Below are 24,909 nucleotides of genomic sequence, written 5' to 3' on the forward strand. Positions count from 1 at the left end.
CTGCACGACCTCGGCGACGCGGACGTCGACCTGATCACTGTTTCCGACGGCACGCATCGGACCGTCCGGGCAGGATCGCGGCGTGGACCGCTTGAGCAACGATCACCGCACCGCAACGCTTGCCGGCGACCGCGGGGCGCGTCGCCAACTGGAGAAGGTTGCCGACCGCCTATTCGCAGAACTCCGGCCGCACGAACGTGCGGAGTGGGTGGCGATCAGCACGGGCATGGCACCAGCGCTCGTCGTGGCCACCGACTGCAGGCTTCTGACGCTCTCCATGATCGGCAGGTCGACCCGAGCCATCGATCGCCCCTTCACCATCGCGCTGGGGAAGAAGCGTCTGATCGGCCAGTCGGTCGACGTCTCCGACCCACGCGGGCTGTGCCTCACCCTGCTGCTTCAGGAACCAGACCTCCGCGCGTTGCAGATGACCGGCGGGGCCAGCTCGCGTTCGGGACCCACCACCGAGGCGCCTCCCCCGCCGCCGTCGGCATCGGCCGATCCCGGGGCTGCTACGGCTCCCCCGCCCGGATCCACCGGCGCGTGGCGATGGGGGCGCTCCGTCATGACCTGGCAAGACGCCGAGCTGCTGGCGGCTGCGCACATGGCCGATCTCGGGTTCAGCGGCGCGACGGTCACGCCACGCGGAGCCGACGCAGGACTCGACGTCGTTGCGCAAGACGCTGCCGCGCAGGTCAAGTATCACGAGGGCTCCACGGGCCGGCCAGACATTCAGCGACTAATCGGGGCGGCCCACGGCTTCCGGACTCGGATTTTCTACGCCTCGAGCTACACCACCGCGGCGATTCTTGAGGCGGACCGGCTCGGGGTTGCGCTCTTTCAGTTCACGCCGGAGGGGCTCGTCGTCGCCGTCAATGACGCGGCGCGCGGCATGGCGCCGAGATCTCCGGTGCCCGACCAGCGGACTACGTTCGGGGCACTGACCTTCGAGTCGCGGCAGAACCGCGCCATCCGCTGGTCGCAGCAGATCGAGGACGCGACTAAGGTGCCCATCAGCGATCGGAAGCGCCGCGGCGCGAAGCAGCTCGTCGAGCGCCAACGAGCGTCGGAACTGATGCTGCATGGCCTCGAGCAACTCAGGGACAGTGATAACCCTCTCTACAAGAGGCGGCGCAAAGAGCGCACCCTGTCCGAGGCCGAGAAGACCCTCCAGCAAGCAGCAGCCGTGCTCCGCATACAGCTCAAATGAGCCTGGCCGCCGGCTGCCGGCGTGGCAGGCGCGGAGGGCGGTTGCTGAGCTTCTGCGGTGGCGGGGGCAGCTCTCGGCCGAGCCCGCGGCGGGCCTCCTCGGCCGCGGCGATGACTGCCTCCTGGGCGAACGTCGAGCGGGCGAGCATCCGGCCGAGCTCCTGACGGTCGGCCACGAGTGCGTCCTCGACCGCCTCGATGGTCGAGGCGGGCAGGTCATGCTTCCTGTTGGAGCTCTTGCGGGTCACGCTGACCAGGGCGGGATGGTTCTGGCCGGCGGCCGCGAGCTCCGCCCGCTGCTGTGGTGAGCGCTTGGCGTGGAACTCGAGCGCCTGGGCGAGCCATCCGACGAACGAGCCGGGTGAGTCGACGTCGGTGTCAAGGTCGGCGATGTAGGCCGATCGGGCGAGGTCCCACACGCCGGGTTTCCAGTAGATCCCGACCGGGATCGTGGTCTGGCTCGTCACCGGAACAACCCAAGGCCGCCCGAACCATCGACGGTGCGGGCGGCCTTCTGCGTCCGGCTGGTCACCACAGGGTCAGTTGCTCCCCCAGCAGTTCCTGGAGCCGCGCAAGGTCGTCGGCCACGAGCTGGGAGTCCTCACGCGCCAGGTCGCGCGGTTCCCGCGCCCGCCGACACGGCCCGCGCGGCCGGCCAACGGGCTGTACGGCAGCCGTCGCAGCACCGCCCGCTCACGCCGGTTCTGCGCCGCGCTCGACACCACGACGTGATCGGATGCGATCCGCTGGCACAGCGAGTTGTGACAGCGGTGCCCGAGCAGCCGCGCCTTCGCGGGCGCGTCCACGCCGTGCATGACCGCGTACGCGAACCGGTGGGCGATGATCACCCGCACCGGCGCGTACCAGAACCGGCCATGCCCGCCGCCGTCTGTGCGTTCACGTTCACCCTCGGACCGACCGGCCACGGCGCCGGTCCACCACAGGCACATAGTGCCGGGCACCGTGGCGACCTTCGCCCGGTACCGCGTGAGCACCGCCGGATCGGCGATCGCTGCCGCGACCGCCGCGAGGCCGGCGTCATCAAGCCGCCGAACCGGCACCCGCTCCCCCGCTCTCGGTAGCCACGAGCCCGGCCGTGCCGTCGCCGCCCTGCTCGCCGCCACCGTCCTCGGCCATGGGCTCACTGGCGAGCCGCCGCAGCCGCGTGGCCTCCCGGACGCTCACCGTGTCACCGCACGACTCGACGGCCTCACTCAGGGACAGGCCCTCGCGCTCGGTCAACTCCCGCAGCGCAGCACCGGCGCGCTTCTCGGTCTCGGCCACTGCCGCGTCGCGCTCACCGATGGCGACCATGACCTGCTCGGCCAGGTCGATCACCCGGCGCTCTCGCCCCTCGCGCTCCCTGCGCCGCTTCTCGGCCATCTCCCGTGCCGTACGCCGCGCCTGCTGTTTGATCGTCCGCTGACTCATCCGGTCCTCACTCGTGTCGACATGGACTCTCACAGTCACCTAGGACACTTCCCGGTCCCCGAGCGATCACCGAACCGCAGAAACCTTCGCAATCCGCTCCTCCACGGCCCCAGCCGAATCTGCCCAGCCAGCCAGCCAGCCCGATCCGAACCCGACGCCCCAGCCGTCACCGGCACCCCTCAGCGTCCCCCCAGATTTGCGCGACCGACCAAGTGCCACACACCTCTTGCATTCTCGGTTCGCCGAATAGAAAGAACACATCAGAAATCCGACCGAAAGTGATCGCCTGCCGCGCGCGCACGCACGTAGGTGACCGTGACGATGAGCCTCCGCAAGCTGACGGCCGGGTCGGGGTACGACTACCTGACCCGCCAGGTCGCAGCGATGGACGCCACCGACAAGGGCCACACCGGGCTGGCGAGCTACTACACCGAGAAGGGCGAGACCCCCGGCGTGTGGCTCGGATCGGGCATGGAGGGCATCGAAGGACTCGACGCCGGCGACATCGTCACCGCCGACCACATGCAGAGCCTGTTCGGCTCCGGACACCACCCCCTGGCCACCCAGCGGACCAAGGAGCTGGACCTGCGCATCGGCCGCGACGAGGCCGGCCGCCCGACCGGAGCCGACTACAAGACCGCGGTCCGCCTCGGCACCCCGTACAAGGTCTACGACAACGACGTCTCACCGTTCCGGATCGAGGTCGCCAAGCGCATCGCAGCCCTCAACGAGGCCGCCGGCCTGCCCGGCGACTGGCCGGTCCCCGCGGCCGACCGGGCCAAGATCCGCACCGAGGTGGCCGCAGAGTTCTTCCGTGCCGAGCACGTCCGCGACCCGGCCGACGCCCGCGAGCTCGCCGCCACGATCGCCAAGCACTCCCGCCCGAAGACCAACGCCGTGGCCGGCTACGACCTGACCTTCTCCCCGGTCAAGAGCGTCTCGGTGCTGTGGGCGATCTCCGACCCCAAGACCGCCGCGGTGATCGAGCGGGCCCACCAAGCGGCGATCAAGGACGCCCTGGACTTCATCGAGTCCAAGGCACTGTTCACCCGCCAGGGCACCAACGGCGTGCGCCAGGTCGACGTCCGCGGCCTGATCGCCACCGCGTTCACCCACCGCGACTCCCGCGCCGGCGACCCCGACCTGCACACCCACGTGGCCGTGGCGAACAAGGTCCAGACCCTCGACGGCAAGTGGCTGGCCATCGACGGGCGACCGCTGCACAAGGCGGTCGTCTCGGCCTCGGAGACCTACAACACCGCGCTCGAGCGGCACCTGGTCGACGCCCTCGGCGTCCAGTTCGCCGAGCGCCCGAACGAGGACGCCCGCAAGCGGCCGATCCGCGAGATCGTCGGCGTCGACCCCGAGCTCAACCGCCGCTTCTCCAAGCGCCGGCTCAACGTCGAGGACCGCCGCAAGGTCCTCGCGGCCGCGTTCCAGGCCACCCACGGCCGTCCCCCGACCCCGGTCGAGACCATCCAGCTGTCCCAGCAGGCGACGCTGGAGACCCGCGAGGCCAAGCACGAGCCGCGCTCGCTGGCCGAGCAGCGCGATGCCTGGCACCGCGAGGCCGTCGAGGTGCTGGGCACCCCGCAGCGGGTCAAGCAGATGGTCCACGGCGCCCTCAACCCCAAGGGCGCCGCCCGCTCACTGGCCGACTCAGCCTGGTTCGCCAAGACCACCGACCGCATCGTGGCGACGATGGAGGGCAGCCGGTCCACCTGGCAGTACTGGCACGTCTACGCCGAGGTCCAGCGGCAGGTCCGGGCCGCCAACGTGCCCACCAACCAGGTCTCCCAGGTCGTCGACCTGCTCGTCAGCGAGGTCCTCGACGACCACTCGGTGAGCATGGCCCGCCCCTGGGACACCATCAGCGAACCGGCCGAGCTGCGCCGCGCCGACGGCTCCTCGGTCTACACCCAGGCCGGGGCCGACCTGTTCACCTCGAGCAAGGTGCTGGCCGCCGAGCAGCGCCTGGTCGACGCCGCCGGCCGCCACGACGGGTACGCCGTCGAGGCCGCGTCGGTCGACCTGGCCCTGCTGGAGTCGACCGCCAACGGCATCACCCTCAACGCCGGACAGGCCTCCCTGGTCCGAGAGATGGCCACCTCCGGCGCCCGGCTCCAGCTGGCGATCGCGCCGGCCGGATCGGGCAAGACCACCGCGGTGCGAGCCCTGGCCAGCGCCTGGGCTGACGGCGGCGGAACCATCATCGGCCTGGCCCCCTCAGCCGCGGCCGCAGACGCCCTGCGCTCCCAGATCGACACCCAGACCGACACCCTGGCCAAGCTCACCCACTCCCTCGAGCAGGCCCGCGAGACCGGCGCCGCGATGCCGGACTGGGTCGCCGGCATCGACTCCTCCACCCTCGTTGTCATCGACGAGGCCGGCATGGCCGACACCCTCTCGCTGGACGCGGCGGTCTCCTACATCCTCGAGCGCGGCGGCAGCGTCCGGCTGATCGGCGACGACCAGCAGCTCTCCGCGATCGGCGCCGGCGGCGTGCTCCGCGACATCCGCGCCACCCACGGTGCGCTGCAGCTCACCGAGCTCGTCCGGTTCAAGGACCCCGCCGAGGGCGCCGCCTCGCTCGCGCTGCGCGAGGGCAAGACCGAGGCGCTCGGCTTCTACCTCGACCGCGACCGGGTCCACGTCGGCGACCTGGCCACCATGACCGAGGACGTCTTCGCCGCCTGGCAGGCCGACCGCGCCGCCGGGCTCGACTCGATCATGCTCGCCCCCACCCGCGACCTGGTCAGCGAGCTGAACCAGCAGGCCCGCGCCCACCGCCTCGAGGGGATCGACCCCACCGACGTCGCCGCCAGTGGCCCGGTCCGCCGGCTCGCCGACGGCAACGAGGCCTCGATCGGCGAGCTGATCATCACCCGCGAGAACGACCGCCGGCTGCGCACCTCAGCCACCGACTGGGTGAAGAACGGCGACCGCTGGACCGTCCTGGAGATCCACGACGGCGGCGACCTGACCGTCCAGCACACCCAGCACGGCCGCACCGTGCGCCTGCCCGCCGACTACGTCGCCCGCTCCGCCGAGCTCGGCTACGCGTGCACCGTGCACACCGCCCAAGGCGTCACTGCCGACACGATGCACGGCCTGGCCACCGGCGCCGAGTCGCGCCAGCAGCTCTACACGATGATGACCCGCGGCGCGCACGCCAACCACGTCTACCTCGAGGTCGTGGGCGACGGCGACCCGCACTCGGTGATCCACCCGACGCTGGTTCGGCCGCTCACCCCCACCGACATCCTCGAGTCGATGCTGGCCCTCGACGACGCCCAGCGGTCCGCCACCAGCCTGATCCGCGAGCAGGCCGACCCGGCCACCCGGCTGGGCGAGGCCGCCCAGCGCTACCTCGACACCCTCTACGTCGCCGCCGAGGACCTGCTGCGCCACGAGACCATCACCGGCGCCGACGGCACCACGGTCAACCTGGACGACGCGCTGGACACCGCCGTCGAGACCCTAGCGCCCGGGCTGTCGGACGAGGCCGCCTGGCCCACCCTGCGCGCCCACCTGCTCCTGCTCGGCGCCACCGGGGAGAACCCCGTCGAAGCGCTCCGTGCCGCGGCCGGCGACCGCGAGCTGGAGAGCGCGCGCGACCGGGCAGCGGTCCTCGATTGGCGCCTGGACGCCTCCGGCCTGCGCAACGCCGGTGCCGGGCCGCTGCCGTGGATGCCCGGGATCCCGGCCCGCCTGGCCGAGGACCCGCACTGGGGGGCCTACCTCTCCCAGCGCGCGCACCTGGTCGAGCAGCTCGCCGAGCAGGTCCACACCCGCGCCACCGAGCAGTCCTCGCTGCCGGTGTGGGCGCAGAACGGCATCCGTCCCGAGGCCGCCACGGTGGCCGACGTGGAGGTCTGGCGCGCAGCCATGCAGGTCCCCATCGACGACCGGCGACCGACCGGGGCTCCGCAGCTGCAGAAGGCCTCCTCCACCTACCAGCGTCGCCTCAACCGGGCCGTGATCGGAGACCACACGCCGGCGCTCAAGGAATGGCGCCAGCTGCTCTACACGCTGGCCCCGCAGGTCCGCGACGACGAGTTCACCCCGCTCCTGGCAGAGCGGCTGGCCGCGATGTCGCGCGCCGGCGTCACCGCCCACCAGCTGCTGCGCACCGCCACTGCCGCCGACCACCCGGCCGGCCCGCTCCCCGACGAGCACGCCGCGGCCGCGATCTGGTGGCGCATGGCCCGCCAGCTCACGCCGGCAGTCGCCGCGCAGATCGGCGACGGCTCCCACGGCGAAAGCGTCACCACCGACTGGGCGCCGCGGCTCGCGGACCTCTTCGGTCCCGAGCGTGCCGCGAGCATCCAGGCCAGCACCTGGTGGCCGGCGCTGGTCTCCAACGTCGACCACGGCCTGCAGCGCGGCTGGCAGCTCGAGGCCCTGCTGGGCGCCGGCCGAGCGATGCCCAGCGACGGCTGGGAAGGCGTCGACGAGTGCCAGGCGCTGGTCTGGCGGACCTCGATCGCGATGGAGACCGCCCCCGACGAGCACGCGCACGAGGTTCACTTCGACGAGCCGCCCGCCGACCTGTGGGAGGGCGTCGAGGCCGACCCCGTGGCGTTCGTCGACCACCCCGACGACGCGCCCTGGCCACTGGCCGAGGACCTCGAGCCGCCCGTCGACGTGGTCGACGAGCACCTGGTCGACGCGCTCGAGGAGGACCTGGTCGTCGACGTCGACGAGGACCAGTACGTCGAACCCGACCTCACGCTGGCCGCCTACCTCCGCGACCTCGGCGGCACCCGGCTGGAGCCCACCGAGGCCGACATCCGGCTCATGTACCAGCGGGCTGAGGAGTGGCACTCCTCCCCCGTCACGCGTGAGCGCATGGTCGAGATCAACGAGCTCACCCAGGCCTTCCTCGAGGCCCGGTTCACCGACTCGTGGGGCCGCGACTACCTCATCGGCCGGTTCGGGGTCGACCTCGCCGGCGACGCGCGGTTCCGCCCCGGTCAGGCGCCGGCGGGGTGGACCAACCTGGTCGACCACCTCCGCGGCCGCGGTGTCAGCGACGCGGAGATGCTGGCCGCCGGCGTCGCCACCGAGGCCAGCACCGGACGCTTCATCGACCGGTTCCGTGACCGTGTGATGTTCCCGGTGATCCACCAGGGCGAGGTCCTCGGCTTCGTCGGCCGGCGGCGCCCCGACCTCAACGACGCCGACAAGGCCGGACCGAAGTACCTCAACACCGCCGACACCCCGCTGTTCCACAAGGGCGCGCAGCTGTTCGGCGTCGTCGACGAGCTGCTCGCCGAGGGTGCCGTCCCGGTGATCGTCGAGGGCCCGATGGACGCCGTCGCCGTCACGATCGCCAGCGCCGGCCTTTACCTCGGCGTGGCCCCTCTCGGCACGTCCCTGACCGACGAGCAGGCCGCCCAGCTGGCCGCCGTGGGCCGCGACCCGATCGTGGCCACCGACGCCGACCTGGCTGGCCAGGTCGCTGCCGAGCGCGACTTCTGGATGCTCACGCCGCACGGCATGGACCCCGGCTTCGCCCGGTTCCCCGACGGCCTCGACCCGGCCGACCTGCTGGCCCAGCGCGGTCCGGCCGCGCTCACCGCCGCGGTGGCCAGCGGGCAGCCCGCCTTCCGGGCCCTCGGCGACCAGCTCCTCGCCGAGCGGCTCGACAACCTCGCGCCCGAGCAGGCGCGGGTGGCGGCCATGCGGATCCTCTCGGCCCGTCCCAGCCGGGCTTGGGAGCCGGGTGTCAACCAGGTGCGGGCACGGCTGCAGCTGTCCCAGCTCCAGGCCCGCCGCGACCTGCGCGACGCGGTCAAGAGCTGGGATGCTGACCCGCGGAAGGCTGCTCTGGCCGAGCTGCACAAGAGCAGCGGCGTCCGCGCTCGTCTGGCGGCCGCGGCCGACAAGACGCCCGCCGAGCGGTGGGCGCCGCTGGCCCGCGAGCTCGACCCGCGCCTGCTCGAGCAGGGCGACTGGCCGGCCACCGCGGCGATGCTGCAGCAGGCCCACGAGCAGGGGCACGACGTCGGTGCCGCCACCCGTGCGATCGTCACCGAGAAGCCGCTGGGTGACAGCCCCGCCCGCCATCTGCGCTACCGGATCGTCTCCCGTCTCGAGCTCATGATCGACGGCAGCGAGGACACGCCGGCGCCGACCGCGTCGCAGGGAGCAGCGCGCGACCGGGAGGACGTCAACCGTCCGCGGCCGCCGCGGCGCGGCACTCCGCGCCGCTGACAGCGTCCGCCCTGAGCGGCCCTCCGCACTGGGCAACTCAGGCACCGGTTCGGCCCGTTCTCTCGAGTCGCCTATCTCCGTCGGCCGTCGTCACTAGGGTGGTCCCACGTGTCGTGTGAACCGCCTCTGCCGGTGGCTCAGGTGGCACGCCCTGGCGTCTGAGAATCCGGAGAACCCCCTGCCGTGTCCGTCCTGTCCAGCTTCGTGTGGAGTGTTGCCGACACCCTCCGGGGTCCGTACGCCGAGGCAGAGTACGGCTCGGTGATCCTGCCCTTCACGGTCCTGCGCCGATTGGAGTGCGTCATGGGCCCGCACCGCGAGGCGATGGCGGAGATCGTCGCGCAGTACCAGGGAGAACAGCAGCGGCGAACCCACCTGAAGATAAGGACGCGCACGGAGGACTCCGCCGGGCTCTCGTTCTGGACGACCAGCGACTTCACACTGGAGAAGGCCCTACAGGATCCAGACAACCTGGCAGAGAACCTCATCGATTACGTCGGCGGCTTCTCGGCCAACCTCGATGTCTTCAAGTCCTTCGACTTCGAGAACGTGATCCGCACGCTCGACTCACGCGACCGGCTCGCGCAGGTCACTCGCCACTTCGAGCGGATCGACCTGTCGCCCGACGAGGTCTCCAACGCCGACATGGGCGACCTGTTCGAGAACCTTATCTACCGGTTCGCGGAGTCCGCCAACGACGGAGCCGGGCAGTTCTACACGCCGCGCGACGTCGTGCGGCTCCTGGTGGACCTGGTCTACGCCGAGGACACCGAGGCGCTGCGCGATCGCGGCACCGTTCGGTCGATCTACGACCCGACCGTCGGCACTGGCGGCATGCTCACCGTCGCCGACGAGCACCTGCACGGCCTCAACCCGGACGCATCGACCGCGCTGTTCGGGCAGGAGATCAACCCGCGCACCTACGCCATCTGCAAGGCCGACCTGCTCATCAAGGGTCAGGACCCGTCGAACGTCCGCCAGGGCGACACGCTAGTCGTCGACAGGTTCGAGGACCGGCGCTTCGACTACGTGCTCTCCAACCCACCGTTCGGGACCGACTGGAAGGCCGTCGAGTCCGAGGTGAAGAACGAGCACGCACGTGGCGGTCAGGGCCGGTTCGCTCCGGGGCTGCCGGCTGTCGGCGACGCCGCGATGCTGTTCCTGCTGCACGTCGCATCCAAGATGCGTGACGTCGACGAGACCGGCCGCGGCGGCAAAGCCGGCATCGTCCTCAACGGCTCGCCGCTGTTCAACGGCGGCGCTGGCTCCGGCCCCTCGGAGATCCGCGGGCACATGCTCGAGAACGACCTGGTCGAGGCGATCGTCGCGCTGCCGAACGATATGTTCTACAACACCGGTATCGCCACCTACCTGTGGATCCTGTCGAACTCCAAGCCCGCAGAGCGCAAGGGCACCGTCCAGCTGATCGACGCCACCGGGCTGGGCTCGAAGCTGCGGAAGTCGATCGGCTCCAAGCGTGTGGAGATCTCCGAGAAGGACCGCAAGGACATCGTTCGGGCATTCGCCGGTCTGGAGAATGCGGGCGGTGGGGCTGAGGTCCCGGTGAAGGTGTTCGGCAACCGTGACTTCGCGTACTGGAACGTCACCGTGGAGCGCCCGCTCCAGCTGCGCTTCGAGTGCACCTCGGAGACGATCAGCGCCGTCGCGGAGCAAAAGACGCTCGGCAAGATCGACGGTCTGCATGAAGCACTCGAGTCCTTCGGCGACGCGGTCTACCTCAACCGCGAGAAGTTCAACAAGGACATCGGCATCCATCTACGTGACCACGGTGTCAGCCTGACAGCCGCGCAGCGCAAGACCCTGTGGCAGACGATCGGCGTCCACGACGAGACAGCCGACTACTGCCGAAGCACGTCGGGCAAGAACAAGGGCGAGATCGAGCCTGACCCGGCCTTGCGCGACACAGAGAACGTCCCGTTCGGCTGGGGTGGCTACCCCAAGACGCACGAGGCGCTCGAGGAGACCGTGCAGGCGTACTTCGATGCCGAGGTGAAGCCTCACGTCGACGACGCCTGGATCGATTGGGACAAGACCAAGACCGGCTACGAGATCCCGTTTGCACGGCACTTCTACGCCTACGAGCCGCCCCGGCCGCTCGAAGAGATCGACGCGGACCTCGAGCGAGTCGTCGGCGAGATCATGACCCTTCTGCGCGAGGTGGAGTCGTGAGCGTCGTAGTCGCAGATGCCGTCGCCGAGCGCGTTCACAAGTGGCTTGGGGACATTCCGGCGGGTTGGACCGGGGCTCGACTCTTCGAGGTCGCAGATGCATGGACGAGCAACGTCGACAAGCACTCGGTCGAGGGGCAGCCTTCGGTCCGGCTCTGCAACTACGTGGACGTCTACAAGAACGACTCGATTGTCGACTCGCTCGACTTTATGGCAGCCACCGCGACCCGGGAGCAGATCAGGAAGTTCCGCATCCGGGTCGGAGACACCCTCATCACCAAGGACTCCGAGACCGCCGACGACATCGGCGTACCTGCCTTCGTCGAGTACGAGGCCGACGACCTCATCTGCGGTTACCACCTCGCGATCATCCGGCCCCACACGAAGAAGGTCGTTCCCAAGTTCCTCTACTGGACACTCGACTCCGAACCCATTGCGCGTCAGTGGGGCGTCACCGCGGCCGGCGTCACCCGCGTCGGGATCAGGAGTACCGATCTCAACAAGGTCACGATCCCGCTTCCATCGCCCGACGAACAGCGCGCCATCGCCGAATTTCTGGATCACGAGACGGCCCAGATCGACGCGCTCGTGGCCAAGCAGGAGGAACTGATCCGCCACCTCGAGGAGCGCCGGCTTGCGGTCATCACCACCACGACGCTAACTGGCCTTCGGGGCGAGGAATCTGGCGAGCACGACGTCACACGATGGGGGAGTTCGCTGGCCGTCGAACCGTGGCTCGTGAGAGCGCCACACACCTGGGGCATGGAGCGGTTCAAGACGGTCTGTCTGCCCCGGGAAGAGCGCAATGTCGCGGGCACTGAGTTGATGTTGTCGCTGACCGTCAAGGGGCATCTGATTGATCGGTCGACGATGGCGGTTCAGCAGAACGCCTCAGACGCTTCGATCCCTCGGTACTTCGTCGCTCGTCCGAACGATCTCGTCGTGAATCCGATGTGGCTCATTGGCGGTGCGATCGGAGTTTCCGACAAGCGCGGAGCCGTGAGCCCGGACTATCGGGTCTTCGAAATCGCGGACGTGCTCGACCCCTGGTACCTCAACGCTGTGCTCCGTTCTGCCCCGTACTTCGATCAGTACCGGCTGTACACCCGGTCCAACACGACATTCGACCGAAGGATCAAGCAGAACGATCTGGACAACCTGCCGATCCCGATCCCTCCGATGGATGAGCAGCGGGACATCGTCGCGCATATCAACGAGCAGACCACGCAGATCGACGCCCTCATCTCCAAGCCCCAGGAGCACATCGCCCTCGCCAGGGAGCGGCGCTCGGCGCTGATCACGGCAGCGGTGACCGGGCAGATCGACGTACGGACAGCACGGAAGGCGAGCTGAGAAAGATGGCAGCACCGGACGGTACGCGCGAGGAGGCGTTCGAGACCGAGATCGCCGAGTACCTCGCCGCTCACGGCTGGGAGTACAGCGAGACCGACACCGGCTACGACGTCGAGCGTGCGCTCTGGCCAGAGGACGTGCACTGGTGGCTCTCTGAGACGCAGCCTGACGAGTACACCAAGGTCGTCCGGGTCGGCACCAGTGCGGAGGCTGCTGACCGCGAGGCGTTGCTGGACTCGCTGGTGTCTCGCCTGGACACGCCGATGAGCTCGGGTGGCGGCACGCTGAACGTGCTCCGTCGGAAGTTCTCTCACACTCGCGGAGCTACCGCGCACTTGCGCATGTGCCAGTTCAAGCCGGCCACCACACTCAACCGCGACGTCACCGCCGCCTACGACAAGGTGCGCCTGCGGGTGGTCAGGCAGGTGCACTTCTCGCCGAAGCGCGGCGATTCGCGCTCGATCGACCTGGTCCTGTTCGTCAACGGCCTGCCTGTCGCGACGATCGAGCTGAAGTCGTTCTTCAAGCAGGAGTGGCGCACGGCGGTCAGTCAGTACCGCAACGACCGCAACCCGGCCGGCCAGCCGCTGCTGGGCTTTGGCACGCGCGCGCTGGTGCACTTCGCCGTCGACGACGACCAGATCCACATGACGACGAAGCTGGCGGGAGAAGGGACGCACTTCCTGCCCTTCAACCGCGGGCAGGAGGACACCGGCGCTGCCGGCAATCCCGCCAACCCGAATGGCGCTGCGACGTCGTACCTCTGGGAGCAGGTTCTACGGCGCGACAACTGGCTGGCCATCCTCGGCTCGCAGATGTTCCTCAAGACGGAGGCCGAGGAGGACCCCGCGACGGGGCGGATCAAGCGGTCCACGACGCTGATGTTCCCGCGCTACCACCAGTGGCGCGCGGTCAAGAAACTCGTCGACACGATCACAGTGGAAGGCCCCGGCCGGCGCTACCTGATCGAGCACTCAGCGGGGTCGGGCAAGACGAACACGATTGCGTGGACGGCGCACCGGCTAGCCCGGCTGCACGATGAGGCCAACACCAAGGTCTTCGACAAGATCCTCATCGTCTCCGACCGACGCGTGTTGGATGCTCAGCTGCAGCAGGCGGTCGAGCAGGTCGATGACACCGTCGGCACCGTCGCGGTCATCGACTCCGCGGCCGTGCGCCGTTCGGGCGGCTCGAAGTCCAGGGCGCTGCTCGACGCACTGACCGGGTCGACACTGATCATCGTCGTGACCATCCAGACGTTCCCGTACGTGAAGGGCCTGCTGGAGACGACGCTGGGCGACAGGAGCTTCGCGGTAATCATTGACGAGGCGCACACTTCTCAGTCCGGCAAGACCGCCGCAGACCTGAAGAAGGTGCTCACCGAGGGTGGCCAGCTCACGACCGACGAGGAGCTCGACTCCCAGGACGTCGTCAACGAGCTGGTCGAGGCCGACCTCACGCGCGAGGAGCAGATCGCGGCCGAGACCGCGGCCCGGGCTGGCGCGCGGAACGTCTCACTGCTCGCGTTCACCGCCACGCCCAAGACGAAGACGAAGATGCTGTTTGGTCGCGAGAACGACGAGGGCAAGCCCGTCTCCTTCGACGTTTACCCGATGCGGCAGGCGATCGAGGAGGGCTTCATCCTTGACGTGCTACGCGGCTACCAGACCTACAAGACTGCCTTCGAGATCGAGCAACGCGGCCAGGACGGCGTCGTCACCGGGATCACGAGCGACGAGGACGACCGGCTTGTGGACCCGAAGGTCGCAACGCGCAAAATCATGCGGTTTGCCAACCTGCACCCGACCAACGTGGGGCAGAAAGTGGAGATCATCGTCGAGCACTTCCGGGCCAACGTCGCGCACCTGCTGGACGGTCACGCCAAGGCGATGGTCGTGACCGACTCCAGGCAGGCAGCCGTGCGGTACAAGCTGGAGACCGACAGGTACTTGGCCCAGAAGCGCTACGGCTACCAGACGATCGTGGCGTTCTCGGACAAGATCAGCGACGAGGAGTACGGCCTGGTCGACGCCACCGAGGCATCGATGAACCCCGGGCTCGGTTCGGACCTTGCTCGGGAGTTCCGCCGGCCGGAGTACCGGCTGATGCTGGTTGCCGACAAGTTCCAGACCGGCTTCGACCAGCCGCTGCTGTGCGCCATGTATGTCGACAAGCGGCTCCCCGACGTGCACGCGGTGCAGACGCTGTCGCGGCTGAACCGCACCTACCGCGCACCCTCGGGAGAGGTGAAGGACCGCACGTTCGTGCTGGACTTTGTCAACGATCCCGAGGAGATCCGCGAGGCATTCCTGACCTACTATCTCGAGGCGCATGTCGAGACCGCAACGGACCCGAACCTGGTCCACCGGCTGGCCACGAAGCTGGCTCAGGCGCGAATCTACGTGCCCGCCGACGTCGAGCGCTACGCGGCGGCATGGTGGGTGCCGAAGCAGTCCCACGCCGCGCTCGCGGCAGCAGTGACGCCGGCACGCGACGAGTTCGCCACCCGCTGGGCAGATGCGCTTGAGCGCCAGGACACCCAAGCGCTCGACGAGCTGCGGACGTTCCGCAAGGACTGTGGCTCCTACGTGCGCCTGTACGACTTCATGTCTCAGGTCGTCGACTACGGCACCAGCGACCTGGAGAAGCTGGCCGAGTTCCTGCGGCAGCTCACGAGGCTGCTGGTAGTTGATGGTGACGGGTCCGGGGACGTCGATGTGTCCGGCCTCGAACTGCGCCGCGTGCGGCAGATCGACCAGGGGAAATCCGATATCGCTTTGTCCGGGGACCACGACACGCCGGCGCTGGGAGGCATTTCCGGGGTCGGGTCGGGGGTGTCGCGCCAGGATCCGCAGCAGGCGCTGCTATCCGACGTGGTCGCCCGTATCAACGCCCTTTTCGGGGCTGAGTTCGCCGACCCGCAGATCGAGGGCTTCGTGGTTGCCGCGGCCGGCATGGCCGAGGAGGACCCCCGCATCGCCGACCAGATCGACCACAACGCAGTCGATCAGTTCCTGGCCTCGCCGGATCTTCGGGAGACACTCACCGACGCCGCTGTACTGAACGAGGGCGCGTTCGGCAAGCTCACCGGCGCGCTGACCGGGGAGAACGAGCGCGCCGACGAGCTGATTCGGCTCATCGGCAGCTACCTCTACCAGTCCCGCCGCATGCGGACGTCTGACGAGGCGGATTCCGACGACGCCGATGCCTCGGACAAGCGCGGGCGGCTGCAATGACGACGTGGAGATCTTCGGCGGATGCTGCGGGGCCTTGTGGCTCACGTGATGGGCCGAGCGGGTCAGTTCGACCAGAGAGTGCTCGAGCCCTGCCAGTCGGCATGAGCACCGGTGTGGGCGATCGGCACGGCCTGCACGGTCGTCGGGTAGCTCTTGAAGACAGCCGGAAGCAGGGCGGTCCGCCCAAGCTGTAGACGGTCGAGCAGGAACTGGACCAGCGTCAGCTGCCCGAACGTGCGAGACCAGTCGGTCGACACCGCATCGAGGTCGGCGTGCACGCCGACCTTGGGCAGCCTCGGCGTGATCGTGTGAACCCGATTGAACAGCCGCCCATGGTGGGCGCAGGTGTTGCGCACCAGGTTGAGCGCCTTCAGCCAGCTCGCGAGCTGCGGTGCGCGCAGACCACACGCGTCGGCGACAGCGTCCTGGACCTGCCGGGGAGCGAAGCCGTAGAGGTAGGACAACCCGCCCCAATCGAGGACCTCGACGGCTGCCCAGACCGGGAGGCGTCCGCCGTACTTTTTGTGGTGATGGGCGACGAAGTCCTCGCGCGACCTGGCGAGCTCGTCGTGGTAGCCGGCGAGCCACTGGTCGTATTGGTTGCCGCTGCGGGCTGTGGGACCGAGGTGGTCTTGTTCGAGGTGAGCGCACGGATCGACGCTGCCGAGCTCGTGGCCGAGCAGGGCCCGCAGCGCCAGCTCGATTGGGGCGAGTACCGAGAATGTGGCTGCCCTCAGCCGTGCGTCGAACTCGTAGAGCGCGACAACGTCATCGAGCTTGGTTCCCGGGTAGAAGTCGTCGACCCGGGTCCCGCTGGCCTGCTGCCTGAAGGGGTACCAGTAGCCGCTGAGCCGGTAGTAGTTGACTCGTCGCAGCGTCGCGACCGCCTTGACGCGGTCTCCGATGACCATGCCTCTGCCGGCGAGCAGGTCGACCTGCTCCTCGTAGGTGCGGAACGCCTTCACGTCACCGTGCATGGCGGCCGTCCGGAAAAGTGAAGACCGGCCCTGGGCCTACCGAAGTAGGCGGAACCGGTCGTGATGGCGCAAGGCTACCACCACTCGGCTGCTCGCAGGTCATCTTGATCAGTCCTCCGAGCGTCGCGACGGGTGCACCCGTGCGTCGCGGATCTGCTGCAGCTCCTCGGCCGAGAGCAGGTAGTCGTGCCGGTCCAGCCCCCCGCGGCGCTCGCGGCCGTCCATGATCCGTCGGTACTCCGCCAGCATCCTCAGGTAGGTGTCGAGCATCGGCCAGTGCGAGTTGCCCCCATCGGCACGCGCGACCTGGTCGCGCAGCTCGGTCCACCGCTCGGGCTCGCGCATTTGGAACTCGACGTAGTCGGCCATGTGCCCCTCGAGTGAATCATTGAAGTCGAAGCCCCGGAACTCCAGGGCGCGGGCCAGCTCCTCGTCGACCGGCGTGCCCTCCTTCGCCAGGTGATCGATGCTGTAGGTCAGCATCCGGAACATCTGCAGGATGTCGATCACCCGCTTGCAGTCGCGTCGCGACAGCTCGGTCCGGAACCCGGCCACCTCGTAGGAGTACTCCCCGGTGAAGCCGTCCTCCAGGATCTGTGCACGCATCAGCTGGTACTCGCGGTCGCCGTCGACGTCGTTCGCGTCCTCGGGCAGGACCCGCGCGAGGATCCTGTGCAGCAGAGAGAGGACCTGACGGTCGACAAGCCTCATGCTCTCCGGGGCGGGCTCCTCGCTGCGCCGCCGCACCTGCTCCTCGTCGTAGACGGGCACGACGGCCTCCATGAGCAGGTCCCGGACGAACTCGCTGAGGGTCACTCCCTCGTCGTCCGCCATCTCCTTGAGCTGGTCGCGGACCCGGTCGTCCACGCGAATGTTCAGAACAGCCATCTCGACCTCCCGTAAGACTGTATGACGCTGAGCGTAGCACCGTCATACAATGCGTGCGAGGATCGAGTTTTCGGCGTCAACTGCCGGTTGCCTCGCTGGCCAAGTGGCGGTGCATGGCGGCGAGCCTCGCCTGCGGCTCGGGGTGGCTGGCGAACCAGCGCCGCTCAAGGCGCGCCCACGCTCGGTCGAGCACACCATCGGGCAGTCGTCGAACGACGCTGTCCTCGTAGAACCGCATCAGTTCGGCTGCGGCGTCCAGGTCGCGCGTCAGGCTGATGGCGAACAGATCGGCCGCGATCTCCTCCCGGCGATCGAAGGCGACGCGCAGGCCGAGGAACGCCACGGCGGCAGTCATCGTGGCCACCATCGCCGGACCGGCCAGCTGCGGCGCGGCCACGACCGCGGTGACGGTGAGGCCGGCGCCGGCGAGCACGAGCACCAGGTAGCCGAGCACCCACGCGTAGCGCGCCGCGGCCGATGTCCGATCACGTCGGAGGACGTGGGCGAGCTCGTGCGCAGCCAGGCTCTCCACCGCGGCGCAGCTGAGCCCGGTGAGTGCGACCTGCGCGAACACCACGGTGGCCGGGTGTCCTGCGCGGAAGCGGGTCACGGCCAGCCCGCCGACACCCACGCCTCGGTCGTCGCCGCCGGTGGGCGCACCGAGGATCGCGACGACGTCCGTGGCGGGCGCTGCCACCTTCGCGCGCTCAGCGACGGCCGCCATCGCCGCGGCGGCCCGCTGTTGCAGTGCCTGGTCGACCGGCTCGGCGACAAGGCGGGCACGCCAGCCCTGCCACCAGGTGGCCAGGACCTTGGCCAGCGCCGCGACCACCACGGCTGCGCCGCCCAGGTAGGCGATCGCCACGACGATGAGGAGCACGTTGGCCGCCGGGTCGGACACGGCGTTATGCCTTGACGGCCGCGGTGACGGGATCGCTCAGAATCGCTCTGACACAACGCGGCCGCGCCGCGGTGCCCATCAGACCCGGTTTCCGGTCGCTCAGCGGCGTTCTGAGCCCGATTCGCGCATCGAGCGGGGCCTTCGGCGTCATCTCGACGCGGTGGGAGCGAGTCCCACATCGGGCGCCGACGTCGCCGGCGCGATGGCACGGTCCTCCGCCTCGCGGCCCCGGGCGGCTGTCGCAGGCTGCTCGATGTCGCCGGCCGCGTCGACCAACTGGCGGTGCTCCTCGGCGCTGGGGACGCCGTAGCGGCGCTCGGCCATCGCCTCGACCTGCGCCACGGCGCTCCACGCGTACCTGCCGGAGCCGTGGGAGTAGCAGGCGTTGAGGTGCTCGCGCGCGTGCCCGAGCTCCTTCTTGCTCGAGCGCGGGTGCTCGCCGAGGGCCTTGAGAGCGCGCTGTGCGCGACCAATGGCCTGCGATCGCTCCTTCATCTGCATCGTCGCCTCTGTCATTCGCGCGGTCCCTTCTCAGTTCGGGTGCGCGGCTGCGCACCGAGCGGGTCTTCCTTGATCTCGCCGGTGTCCAGGTCGACCTCGACTAGGCGTGGTCGACCAGTCGGCTCGGGCTGGTCGTAGGCCCGCCGGTTGACGGGCAGCGCGTCGACGTCGTGGGCGAAGGCGTTCTCACGGCGCTGGGTACTGGCCTCGCCGAGGTGCTCGTTGTGCCGCGGCCTGGCCGGCCAGCTTTTGTGTTCGTCGTCGCAGTGGGAGCGCAGCCGGTTGCGCATGCGGTCAGTGAATGCCGGCAGGCAGTAGCGGTGCCACTCCTCGAGGGCGTCGCTGGTCATCGCGAGTCCGGCGCGGCGGCGCTGGTCGGCCAGGACCGCGATTTCGTGGACCAGGTGCGGGTGTAGGGGCCAGCAGCTGGGAATCAGTCCGAAGACGTCCCAGGTGTACTCGCGGTTGAGCCAGATCACGACGTCCTCGAGCCACTCCCACAGCTGGTGGCGCAGCTCGGGGTCCAGGCACGTGGCCGGCTCCCACGGCCGTGGCAGCAGGGCATGGTTACCCAGGGCCTTCTTCTGCTCCTCGGTGCCGTTGATGGCGATGTGGAGCTCGCGGTAAGCCAGCCGGACGTGCTTTCCCGGAACGGGGAACGCGTAGACCATCGGGGTGGGTGCTGCCCGGCGGGCCTGTTCGGTGGTCACAGCTCACTCCTTGTCGAGTCGGTCTCGTCGTCGACGAAGCCGAGGCGGCGGGCCTCGACGAGGGCAGCGGTCGCCCGGGCTTCGGGGGTGATGATCATGCGGCGGTCGTTGGTCAACCGCGCCCGCAGGGCGCGCTGGTCGGCCAGCAGGTTCTCGCCGGCCGTGCCCTCCACGCAGCGGTGGAGCGCCGCGATGATCGGCTTGCCGTTCTCAGCGATCACCAGGGCTCGCCGCTCGGGTAGCTGGCGGACCTCCTCGGGCCGCATGATCGGGATGTCGTCGCCGGAGAAGTTGCGGCTGCCACCGTTGAACCCGCCGGTGGAGTGGGTGACCCGGCCGATGCGGACGGTTCCGAGCAGGTCGGAGATCTCCTGGTTGAACGCGACGTCCTTGGATCCGCCGAACATCACCAGGGTGTTGGTGAGGCCGAGCAGCGCCCGGGCCTCGTGCTCGCCGAAGATGCTCGTCAGCTGGGGCCGGGTCTGGGCGGCCCAGATGAACGACAGCCCCAGGGCACGCTCGTTGGCCATACGGGTCCGCAGGGTCGGCAGCGGCGCGGTCGACGGCAGCTCGTCGAGCACCGAGACCAGGGGCGGACACAGCCGGCCACCCCACGGGGAGTTGTTGGCCAGCAGCGACCCGGTGTCTAGGACGTGTTCGGCCACCGCAGTCATGAGCGGGCTGGCCGAGGCGTAGGGGTCTTCGCGGCCCAGCAGGTAGATGGTCCCGCGGCGGCGGATCACGTCGGCCAGGTCGGTGGCCGGGTGCCCGGGACTGGGGACGCAGCGGCGGCGGATGTCGGCCTGGAAGAACAGCGACACCGCCTGCTGCACGGTGGTGACGGTGTTGCCGGCGGTGCGGTCGTCACCGTTGAGCGCCCCGTGCAGCAGGCCGTGCCAGAACGGCTCGGCGTGCGGGTGCCGGCGCAGGATCTCCATCGGCTGGGTAGCGGCCGTCGGGTTCGCGACCCACTGCAGGACGTCCTCGAGGGTCTTCCCGGTCAGGGCCGCGGCGTGGAAGTAGCCCTGCAGCACCTTCGCCGACTCCGCGGCGTAGAACCGGGCGGCATCGTCCCCGGTGCCGCCGGTGATCGCACCCTTGACGGTGCCGGCGGTGAAGGCCTTGGCTCGCCGCTCGGCGACCTTGGGGTCCACGCAGCCGGCGATCGGGTCCCAGATCAGCTCGTCGACCCCATGCCCCCAGATGCCCTCGGCCAGGCCGAACGGGTCGAGGACCACGCACGGCCGGTCGTCGCGGGAGCGTTCGGTGAGGCTGAGTAGCAGGTCCTCGACCTTCGTCAGGGTCACCAGGGCAGCGCCCGGGGCGCCGAGCAGAGCCGGGGTGAGCAGGTCGAGGGTCTTGCCGGAGCCCTGCGGTCCGATCACGCCGGCGGTGCGGTCCCACGGGACCCACAGCTCGCCGCCGCGCGGCTCGTGTGCGTCGCCGATGCGCCAGCCCACGCCCAGCGGGTTGAACCTCAGCTTCATCGCTACTCCCCCGCCGATCGATGCGTGCGGCAGCCGTACTGGAGCCACGGGCTGAGCCCGTGGCCGAGCTGCGGCCCGGCTCGTTCGGTGAGGTCGCCGGCGGCGCGCTGGACGGGTGCCGTCGTGGCGGTGGTGTGCTTGCCGTAGAGGTCGGGCCGGACAATGCCGGCGACCTCGCGCAGCCGGGTGACGCCCAGCAGTTTCTCGGCCTCTCCGGCGGTGGCCATGCCGCGCATGCGTCCCGGGCCCCAGCGCTGGTAGGCCCACACGCCGACCCAGATCGTGGCGGTCAGCAGGGCGGCCTTGGTGAGCGCGAGGCTGGCCCACATCAGACCGCGGCCAGCAAGGTCGTCGGGGGTGGGTGTGGGTAGTCCGGCGTCGGCGTGGCCGCTGAGCACGCCGGGGAGGCTGGTCCAGAAGGCGGTCCCGATCGGTGAGGGGAACGCGCCGGCGTTGGCGTCCGGCCAGGTCCACCCGGCTCCGGCGAGCAGGTTCGCGACCGATCGGCCGAGCTGGATGCCGATGACGATGACGAACAGCGTCGCCAGGGCGACGGCTACAGGGATCTCCCAGGTCCAGGGGTACGGGTCGCGTCGTCGCTCTCGCTGCATTGGATTCCACCTCCAGGAATCGTGGGTGGTCGAAGTTCTGGCTGGTCACCTATGTGCCGGGAGCGTCCGGCAGCGATCAGACGGAGCGGGTCGGGTTCGAGGCGTTCTCAGCCAGCCAGGTCGAGGGGTCGACGTTGTCGGGTCCGTAGATCGAGCCGTTCGTGAGGTGGACCTCGAAGTGGAGGTGGCACCCGGAGACGTTGCCTTCCTTGCCGACCTGGCCGATCGGCTCGCCGGCGGCGACGGTCTGGCCGCGGCTGACGCTGACGCTCTGCATGTGCGCGTACCAGGTGGTCAGCGAGCCGGCGCCGTTGGTGACCTTGACCAGCTGCGGGCCGGTCCAGCCCTGGCTGGTGTCGATCTCGATGGTGCCGGCGTGGGCGGCGTAGACGGTCGTGCCGCAGGGCGCGGGAAAGTCGGTTCCGGTGTGCCAGTTGGACCAGTAGGGCCCGGTCTCGTGCCAGTTGTGGTTGTCGGTGCCGATGTACTGCGCGGGAACCGGGTAGACCACCTCGTCGCAGGACGCGCCCTCGAGACCGATCGGGGTGACCTTGGCGTCGGGCAGCACGTTGATGTGCGGGTGGTCCATGTGGTTCGCGGTGGCCGAGCCCCGGTCCTCCATCCGCCGCCAGCCCTCGTCGGCCCGCGCGACCGACCAGATGCGCTGGTACCAGATGATGTAGTCGATCCCGAGCGCGCGCGCGTGGGCCTGCGCGTACGCCACGAGCGCGTCCCCCTGGGCCTTGCCGGCGGGCGTGAGCGGCACCATGAAGTCGGCCGCGAGCCCGGCCGGGTGGCCGTTGGGGTCGGTGGCGCTCTCGCGGTAGCCGCCGACGGTCTTGATGTCGAACATCGGGCCGAGGATGTTGACCAGCTGCGTCAGCTGCGGCTTGACCGGGCCGAGGTTGTAGCTGGTCGCCTGCGCCACCGCGCAGCCCGCGCTGCTGCCGGCGGTGGTGGCGACCACAAGCGGGTGGTCGGCGAGCTTGCTGGCCTGCGTGCTGTTGTCGACCTCGGCGCTGGCCCAGGTGAGGTCGGCGCCGTAGATGTGGTCGATCGGCGCGTCCTGCTTGGGCTTCTTGCAGGGCTCTGCCGATCCACCGAAGGCGTTGGTGAGCTCGGGGGTGAGCGCGCAGTGAGAGGAGTTGTTGCCGTCCTTGCCGTCGTTGAAGTCGCCCAGGATCACCGCCGGGATCCCGGTGCCGGCGAGCTCGGTCATGGTGGCCAGCTGGCGGCGCAGCGCCTCCTTGCGGTGCCCGGCGGCGTTCCCGTGGGTATCGGCCGGGTTGTGGATGCTCCACACCCAGATGACCTGGCCGGTGGTCGTCGACGTCAGCTGCACCAGGGGCATGCCGACGTCCTTGCCGCCGAAGTAGGGAATGTCGACGAGGCGGCCGTCGGTCTGCTTCCACTCGTTGCGGTCCCAGATAACCCGGTTCTGCGCCTTCCCGCTGGCCGGGTAGATCCCCCACTTGGCCGCGTATTCGTTCTCCAGCGCCTTGGCCTGCGGGCCGTGCACCTCCTGGAGGCCGGCGATCGTGACGCCTGCCTTCTCGATCGTGCGCACGGCCCCGGGCAGTCGCTTGTCCCAGGTGTCGTAGCCGGGCCGCTCCCCCGCCTTGTCGGTGTGGCCGGCGCCGAGCAGGTTGAGGGTGCCGACGGTGACCGGGTTGACGGTCTCGCCCTGGCAGTTGGCCACGTTCGTGGCCGAGCCGTCGGGAAGGTCGGGAAGGTCGCCGCCGAGCAGATCGGTGATGTCGCCGGCGACGTCCTCCCACTGGGCGTAGGCATCGGGGTAGCCGGAGCGCTGCACGGCCTGGGCCGCCTGGGTCAGCGGCATCTTCTGCCAGCCCGGGATGTCGAGCAGTCCGGGGTTGCCGGTGTGCTGGGCTTCACCGAAGAAGGCCCGCGCCGCGAGGACCGGGTTGGTGACCTCGGCGCGGCTGCCCCAGCCGGTCGAGGGGCGCTGCTGAAACAGGCCGCCGGAGTCGCGGTCGCCGCCGGTGAGGTTGACCAGCTTGGACTCCTGGATCGCGGTGGCGATCGCTATCTGCAGCCCGCGGCGAGGCACCTGGAGGTCGCGGGCGACCCGGGCGATGGTGATCGCGTTGCGGGCTTGCTCGGCGGTCATCGTCGGGTAGCTGGAGGCGAACCGCAGCCGCATCAGCTGGGCGAGCACGTCCCCGGATGGCGGCTCAGCCGCCGTCCTCGTGGTGTGGGCGGCGTTCACCACGCCATCGCTGGTGGCCGCGGTTGTGCGCGCGCTCTCGGGGCCGACGCCGTTCATGGAGAGGCGGGCGGAGATCCAGTGGTGGTCGGAGACCATCATTCCGGACCATCCCCGCTCGAGGCGCACGCCCTGGTGCTGGGGGAAGAAGACGAAGTCGACCGCGTGATTGTGCCAGCCGTAGCCGGCGGCCTTCATCTTCGCGGCCGCCGCCCACGGCAGGTCGGTGTAGGAGGCGTGGGTGTTCATGTCGCCGCCGATGAGCACAGGGCCGTGGGCGGCGAGCGAGTTGCGCAGCTGCAGCAGGATGTCCATGCCGGCGCCGTACTGCTGGGGCCGGGTCAGCGGCGGGTTCCCGTGCTGCCGGGGGTACTTGTGCGGGTTGGTCATGTGGTGGGTGGAGATGACCGAGACCACGGCGCCGTCGGCGCGCTCGAGGATCACCCACGTGGCGAACCGGTCCCAGGTGACCGCCCGGCCCTGGTAGTAGGCGTTGTCAGAGACGACGAGGGTGACCCGGCCGCCGTTGGCCTTGGACCAGGTGTCGCGCTTCCAGAGCACGACGTTGCCCATGGAGTTGTTGTCGCCGGTGTGGTCGGAGACCCGAAACGCGCCGTAGCCGGGGGCGGCGGCCTCGATCTGTGCCAGGCTCCGCCCGCTCGCCTCGTTGAGGGTGACGAAGTCGGGGTTGGTCGAGAGGACCTTGGGCATGGACGCGCGGAAGCCGTCCAGGCCGGACCGGCGCGGGATGTTGGCCTGCGCCAGGGTGACCTTGCCCTTGACTGGGCCGCCGACGGGCCCATCGATGACGCCGAGGTCGCCGAGCTCGGTGGGGGCGGTCTGGTTGGTCTGGGTGCGGCACTCCGCGGCCGCGGTCGTGCTCATGACCATCATCAGGGAGACCAGCAGCGGCAGGCCCATGAAGATGATCAGGACCGGCAGTCCGGCGAGCAGCAGCTTCTTCACGACA

At 69.6% G+C, this 24,909-nt stretch carries 16 protein-coding genes; 5 read left to right on the top strand and 11 right to left on the bottom strand.

The window, feature by feature from the left end; genetic code table 11:
- The first annotated feature begins 82 nt into the window (after window positions 1-82).
- The gene (locus tag G6553_RS07180) at window positions 83-1,210 is read left to right on the top strand and encodes a restriction endonuclease (protein WP_166190528.1); all 1,128 of its coding nucleotides are present in this window, start codon (window positions 83-85) and stop codon (window positions 1,208-1,210) included.
- Here the strand turns inward: G6553_RS07180 and G6553_RS07185 are convergent.
- The 3 genes from G6553_RS07185 to G6553_RS07195 all read right to left on the bottom strand — a co-directional run bounded on the left by G6553_RS07185 (window position 1,203) and on the right by G6553_RS07195 (window position 2,592).
- Window positions 1,203-1,676 (bottom strand): hypothetical protein, encoded by a 474-nt coding sequence (locus tag G6553_RS07185; protein WP_166190530.1) that lies wholly within the window; start codon window positions 1,674-1,676, stop codon window positions 1,203-1,205. The two genes, G6553_RS07180 and G6553_RS07185, sit on opposite strands and share 8 nt — an antisense overlap.
- Before the next feature lie 72 nt (window positions 1,677-1,748).
- Entirely contained in the window at window positions 1,749-2,270 is a 522-nt protein-coding gene (locus G6553_RS07190; protein WP_166190532.1) for a hypothetical protein, read from the bottom strand.
- The gene (locus G6553_RS07195; protein WP_207619469.1) at window positions 2,251-2,592 is read right to left on the bottom strand and encodes a hypothetical protein; all 342 of its coding nucleotides are present in this window, start codon (window positions 2,590-2,592) and stop codon (window positions 2,251-2,253) included. Before G6553_RS07195 ends, G6553_RS07190 begins: the two co-directional genes overlap by 20 nt.
- 369 nt (window positions 2,593-2,961) lie before the next feature.
- Here G6553_RS07195 and mobF point away from each other — a divergent pair, with 369 nt between their 5' ends.
- The 4 genes from mobF to G6553_RS07215 all read left to right on the top strand — a co-directional run bounded on the left by mobF (window position 2,962) and on the right by G6553_RS07215 (window position 15,637).
- Window positions 2,962-8,859 (top strand): MobF family relaxase, encoded by a 5,898-nt coding sequence (gene mobF / locus G6553_RS07200; RefSeq protein WP_166190533.1) that lies wholly within the window; start codon window positions 2,962-2,964, stop codon window positions 8,857-8,859.
- A gap of 204 nt (window positions 8,860-9,063) precedes the next feature.
- Window positions 9,064-11,049 (top strand): class I SAM-dependent DNA methyltransferase, encoded by a 1,986-nt coding sequence (locus tag G6553_RS07205; RefSeq protein ID WP_347565568.1) that lies wholly within the window; start codon window positions 9,064-9,066, stop codon window positions 11,047-11,049.
- Entirely contained in the window at window positions 11,046-12,401 is a 1,356-nt protein-coding gene (locus G6553_RS07210) for a restriction endonuclease subunit S (RefSeq protein ID WP_166190537.1), read from the top strand. The genes G6553_RS07205 and G6553_RS07210 overlap by 4 nt, the downstream gene beginning before the upstream one ends.
- 5 nt (window positions 12,402-12,406) lie before the next feature.
- Window positions 12,407-15,637: a type I restriction endonuclease gene (locus tag G6553_RS07215; RefSeq protein ID WP_166190539.1), complete on the top strand. Its 3,231-nt coding sequence runs from the start codon at window positions 12,407-12,409 to the stop codon at window positions 15,635-15,637.
- A 62-nt stretch (window positions 15,638-15,699) separates the two neighbouring features.
- On the opposite strand, the gene G6553_RS07220 is transcribed toward G6553_RS07215, so the two are convergent.
- From G6553_RS07220 to G6553_RS07255, 8 genes are all read right to left on the bottom strand, one after another.
- Window positions 15,700-16,602 (bottom strand): Abi family protein, encoded by a 903-nt coding sequence (locus G6553_RS07220; protein WP_347565565.1) that lies wholly within the window; start codon window positions 16,600-16,602, stop codon window positions 15,700-15,702.
- A gap of 120 nt (window positions 16,603-16,722) precedes the next feature.
- Complete coding sequence (locus tag G6553_RS07225) at window positions 16,723-17,502, bottom strand: YfbU family protein (RefSeq protein ID WP_166190543.1); 780 nt, start codon at window positions 17,500-17,502, stop codon at window positions 16,723-16,725.
- 76 nt (window positions 17,503-17,578) lie between these two features.
- Complete coding sequence (locus tag G6553_RS07230) at window positions 17,579-18,403, bottom strand: M48 family metalloprotease (protein WP_166190545.1); 825 nt, start codon at window positions 18,401-18,403, stop codon at window positions 17,579-17,581.
- Between the two features lie 147 nt (window positions 18,404-18,550).
- Window positions 18,551-18,898, bottom strand: coding sequence for a hypothetical protein (locus G6553_RS07235; protein ID WP_166190547.1), 348 nt, complete (start codon window positions 18,896-18,898; stop codon window positions 18,551-18,553).
- Between the two features lie 17 nt (window positions 18,899-18,915).
- Window positions 18,916-19,614: a hypothetical protein gene (locus G6553_RS07240; protein ID WP_347565566.1), complete on the bottom strand. Its 699-nt coding sequence runs from the start codon at window positions 19,612-19,614 to the stop codon at window positions 18,916-18,918.
- The gene (locus G6553_RS07245) at window positions 19,611-21,101 is read right to left on the bottom strand and encodes a TraM recognition domain-containing protein (RefSeq protein ID WP_166190549.1); all 1,491 of its coding nucleotides are present in this window, start codon (window positions 21,099-21,101) and stop codon (window positions 19,611-19,613) included. The genes G6553_RS07240 and G6553_RS07245 overlap by 4 nt, the downstream gene beginning before the upstream one ends.
- A gap of 2 nt (window positions 21,102-21,103) precedes the next feature.
- On the bottom strand, window positions 21,104-21,712 hold the full coding sequence (locus tag G6553_RS07250; RefSeq protein ID WP_166190551.1) for a hypothetical protein: 609 nt from the start codon (window positions 21,710-21,712) through the stop codon (window positions 21,104-21,106).
- A 76-nt stretch (window positions 21,713-21,788) separates the two neighbouring features.
- The gene (locus tag G6553_RS07255) at window positions 21,789-24,905 is read right to left on the bottom strand and encodes a peptidoglycan DD-metalloendopeptidase family protein (protein ID WP_166190552.1); all 3,117 of its coding nucleotides are present in this window, start codon (window positions 24,903-24,905) and stop codon (window positions 21,789-21,791) included.
- Between the last annotated feature and the right edge of the window lie 4 nt (window positions 24,906-24,909).

Source organism: Nocardioides sp. IC4_145 (assembly GCF_011250565.1).
Taxonomy (GTDB): domain Bacteria; phylum Actinomycetota; class Actinomycetes; order Propionibacteriales; family Nocardioidaceae; genus Nocardioides.

What these genes read in the sequence shown, in the direction of transcription:
- G6553_RS07235 (WP_166190547.1), bottom strand. Translation starts at nt 18,898, where the DNA reads ATGAAGGAGCGATCGCAGGCCATTGGTCGCGCACAGCGCGCTCTCAAG.
- G6553_RS07250 (WP_166190551.1), bottom strand. Translation starts at nt 21,712, where the DNA reads ATGCAGCGAGAGCGACGACGCGACCCGTACCCCTGGACCTGGGAGATC.
- G6553_RS07195 (WP_207619469.1), bottom strand. Translation starts at nt 2,592, where the DNA reads ATGGCCGAGAAGCGGCGCAGGGAGCGCGAGGGGCGAGAGCGCCGGGTG.
- G6553_RS07245 (WP_166190549.1), bottom strand. Translation starts at nt 21,101, where the DNA reads ATGAAGCTGAGGTTCAACCCGCTGGGCGTGGGCTGGCGCATCGGCGAC.
- mobF (WP_166190533.1), top strand. Translation starts at nt 2,962, where the DNA reads ATGAGCCTCCGCAAGCTGACGGCCGGGTCGGGGTACGACTACCTGACC.
- G6553_RS07215 (WP_166190539.1), top strand. Translation starts at nt 12,407, where the DNA reads ATGGCAGCACCGGACGGTACGCGCGAGGAGGCGTTCGAGACCGAGATC.
- G6553_RS07225 (WP_166190543.1), bottom strand. Translation starts at nt 17,502, where the DNA reads ATGGCTGTTCTGAACATTCGCGTGGACGACCGGGTCCGCGACCAGCTC.